This window comes from Winogradskyella sp., from assembly GCF_025210595.1.
Taxonomy (GTDB): domain Bacteria; phylum Bacteroidota; class Bacteroidia; order Flavobacteriales; family Flavobacteriaceae; genus Winogradskyella.
In genome coordinates this window covers 1-3,356 of record NZ_JAOARH010000156.1, presented here as the reverse complement: position 1 = coordinate 3,356, position 3,356 = coordinate 1, and the positions used below count along the sequence as shown (strand labels likewise).

Below are 3,356 nucleotides of genomic sequence, written 5' to 3'. Positions count from 1 at the left end.
TCATACTCCTCAAATTCTACTTGCTGAGCATTGGCATAAATACCAACTAGCAACAAGAGCGCTAGAGTAAATAAGCTTTTTTTCATTATGAATTGTGTTTAAGTTTTAAAAAAATGTTTTAGTGTTTGTCTAAGCAAAGTGTTAATTGTTACACAAAGCTGTACAAAAATAAGTAATCCTTATTCTTTTAAGGATAGTAAAACACAAAAACTACAGTTATTAAGGCTTTTCTATTTTTTAAGAATGTAAAATTGCACTCTAAACTACGCGAAAACCCTTAAAACGTTTGTAGTTTAGGAATTTAGAACTATATTTGCATCCGCTTTCTGAGAAAAGCATATTTTAATTAATAAACAAATTAATAAAAACGTTACGCTATGTACGCAATTGTAGAGATAGCAGGGCATCAATTTAAAGTTGAAAAAGACCAAAAAGTTTTTGTTAACCGTTTATCTACAGAAGAAGGTAAGAAAGTTACTTTTGATAACGTTCTTCTAATAGGTGAAGGTAGCAATGTTACTTTAGGCGCCCCAGCTATAGACGGAGCACAAGTAAGTGCTAAAGTCTTAAAACACCTTAAAGGTGACAAAGTAATAGTTTTCAAAAAGAAAAGACGTAAAGGTTACCGTGTTAAGAATGGACACAGACAAGCTTTAACTGAAATCGTAATTGAAGGCATTACTGCTTCTGGAGCTAAAAAAGCTGCTCCTAAAAAAGAAACTAAAAAAGCTGAAGCTACAGCAGATGACACTCAAGATTTAAGCAAAAAGACTGTTGCTGAGTTAAAAGAGATGGCAAAAGCTAAAGGAATTGAAGGTATTTCTTCTATGAAGAAAGCTGATTTAATTGCTGCTTTAAGTTAATTGTTTAACAACTAAAATCGAAATAAAATGGCTCATAAAAAAGGAGTAGGTAGTTCGAAAAACGGTAGAGAATCAGAATCGAAACGCTTAGGTGTTAAGATTTTTGGTGGACAAGCTGCTATTGCTGGTAACATCATCGTAAGACAAAGAGGTAACACACACCATCCAGGTGAAAATGTTTACCAAGGAAAAGATCACACTTTACACGCTAAAGTTGATGGTATCGTACAATTTACGAAGAAGAAAAATAATAAGTCTTATGTGTCTATAGCACCGTTTGAGGCATAAGAAATATTTCTTATTAGATATTAAAAAACCCCTTTCTGTATTCAGAAAGGGGTTTTATTTTTAACTATTTTAAAAAAACAAATTCCCTAATAATCAAGAAAACTGATTAACAACTCCTTAGGCCAAAACTATACTATTTCCATTTTCTTCAATAAAAAACTCGCATTCATATTTTGGCAAATTCCTTGTTTAAGTTTGTAATCAAAAAACAATTCGTCGTTTATAATTTGTGCATCAAAGAAGTAATTTTTTACAGCTTTTAATTGAGATTCTATTTCTGTAAGGCTTAAATCGTGAGTAGCAATAATCCCTGTAGCATTTAGTTTTACCAATTTCTCTACAAACTTCCGTGAGCCTATAGCTTTATCTGTACTGTTGGTGCCTTTTAAGATTTCATCTAAAATCACAAAATAGTTTTTATCCGCTTCTATCGTATCTACTACAAACTTCAAACGCGTTAACTCACTAAAGAAATAAGAACTATCGTCTGTTAACGAATCTGTAGTACGCATACTCGTAATCAGCTTTATAGGTTTGTATTTGCTTTCTTTTGCACAGATAGGCAAACCAACATTAGCCATGACAATATGTAAAGCAACAGTTCTTAAAAAGGTACTCTTACCAGCCATATTTGCTCCCGTAACAATAAAAAACTGCTCTTGTAAGAGCTCTAAATCGCTATTAATACGCTTTTCTTTATTTAGCAAAGGATGACCCAAATCTTTCGCAGAGATTGTTATATTCTGATTTGTGATTTCTGGATAGGTAAACTCTTTATGGTTAAAGGCATAATTCCCAAAACTATTGAAGGCATCAAAAAACGTTACCACTTCAAACCAATCTTCGACCTTATCGGCATATTTAGAAACCCATTGCTCTATATGATAGGTTTGCCTAATATCCCAAAGCAAATAACCATTTCCGAAAATGGCTGAAATAAAATTATTTCTATTATCTAGAGCATCTAAAGCTTTAGAAAATTTTGAAAATATTTGAGATGCTTTTAAATCTTCAGACTGTATTTGTTGTTGCTTTTCTTGTAGTAATTGAGAATTAAACTCTCTTTTTTCAATTTGTTCTAATAACAAAGCATATTGCCTAAAAGTATCTTTTGCCTTTTCTGTATTTTGCGCAACATTATTGATTGGTTTTAAAAAACGCCCAGTAATTACCAAACCTAATAACAGCCAATAACTTGCGTATTTAATAGGTATAATTTCGGTTATTCCTAAAACTAAAAGCAAGATTGAAGCCATACTAAAACCTATTGTTGACCAATATATTGTTGTGCTTAAAAAAGGTTGATACGCTTTTAACCACTCAATAATAGATTTAGCTGAATGTTCTACCTCAACACCTTTAGCGGTTGCAGAATAATACTGCCTCCATTCAGGTGCTTTAGAAAGTTCATCTATGGCTTCTTGTCTTTTTTCAATATTTATAACATCATTAGCCAGCAAATTATTCACCAAAGTACTGGTACCTTCTTTAATAGCTGTACGATTGATAAATTGAAAAAATGATCCTTTTCCGAATAAATCAATATCTAAACTATAATAATGCTTTGGATTTTGATATTGCGAGCCATCTGGTCTATTATAAAAATCTCCTGAAGCTATTTTAAGCTCTTCTTCATTGATTTCAACCAATCTTTTATGAAGTGCTCTTTTAGCCTTTAAATCAGTGTATTTAGATAACAAAAACAAGAAAATTGCAATACCTAAAATAGCAACTATTGTAGCAATTTGCCATTGCGTATACGTAAAATATATAGTGAATGTTGTAACAACAAACACCAAAAGCCTAAATAGGCTTAACAAACCCATTTGTTTGTATAAACTTTTAGATATTACTTTATGTTTTTCTAATTGAGATTGATAGAATTCTATAGGCTTATTCATTGCTGTTTTTTGCTGCTGTAAAGAAACAAAAAAGGAACGCCTAAAGCAAAGTCCTACTTACATGGTTTAGTTATAAAAGTTTTTACTAACTGTTCTTTATATCATTTAGAACATTTTGCTTATAACTAATTCCTATTGGAATTTCTATATCTCCTATTTCAACATCATGCATCGTGTAGGCTGATATCTTTTGAGTATTAACAATATAGGAACGATGTATTCTTAAAAAGCACGAAGGTAACTTAGATTCAAAATCACTAATCTTTTCTTTTGTAGTAATGCTTATAGATTCAGTATGAATTCT

The 3,356-nt window shown here is 31.3% G+C and carries 4 protein-coding genes; 2 read left to right on the top strand and 2 right to left on the bottom strand.

The features are described 5' to 3' along the window. Positions 1-377 precede the first annotated feature (377 nt). On the top strand, positions 378-863 hold the full coding sequence (rplU, locus tag N4A42_RS14495; protein ID WP_294075493.1) for a 50S ribosomal protein L21: 486 nt from the start codon (positions 378-380) through the stop codon (positions 861-863). A gap of 27 nt (positions 864-890) precedes the next feature. After that, positions 891-1,151, top strand: a complete 261-nt coding sequence (gene rpmA, locus N4A42_RS14490; RefSeq protein ID WP_294075491.1) for a 50S ribosomal protein L27 — start codon at positions 891-893, stop codon at positions 1,149-1,151. A 128-nt stretch (positions 1,152-1,279) separates the two neighbouring features. On the opposite strand, the gene N4A42_RS14485 is transcribed toward rpmA, so the two are convergent. Further along, positions 1,280-3,052, bottom strand: coding sequence for a DNA mismatch repair protein MutS (locus N4A42_RS14485; RefSeq protein WP_294075489.1), 1,773 nt, complete (start codon positions 3,050-3,052; stop codon positions 1,280-1,282). Between the two features lie 85 nt (positions 3,053-3,137). Beyond that, positions 3,138-3,356 (bottom strand): LytTR family DNA-binding domain-containing protein (locus N4A42_RS14480; RefSeq protein ID WP_294075488.1); only part of this gene is annotated, 219 nt, incomplete at its 5' end.

Bases quoted from the DNA above. Each gene is read 5' to 3' on its own strand.
- rplU (WP_294075493.1), top strand. From the start codon at position 378: ATGTACGCAATTGTAGAGATAGCAGGGCATCAATTTAAAGTTGAAAAA.
- rpmA (WP_294075491.1), top strand. From the start codon at position 891: ATGGCTCATAAAAAAGGAGTAGGTAGTTCGAAAAACGGTAGAGAATCA.
- N4A42_RS14485 (WP_294075489.1), bottom strand. From the start codon at position 3,052: ATGAATAAGCCTATAGAATTCTATCAATCTCAATTAGAAAAACATAAA.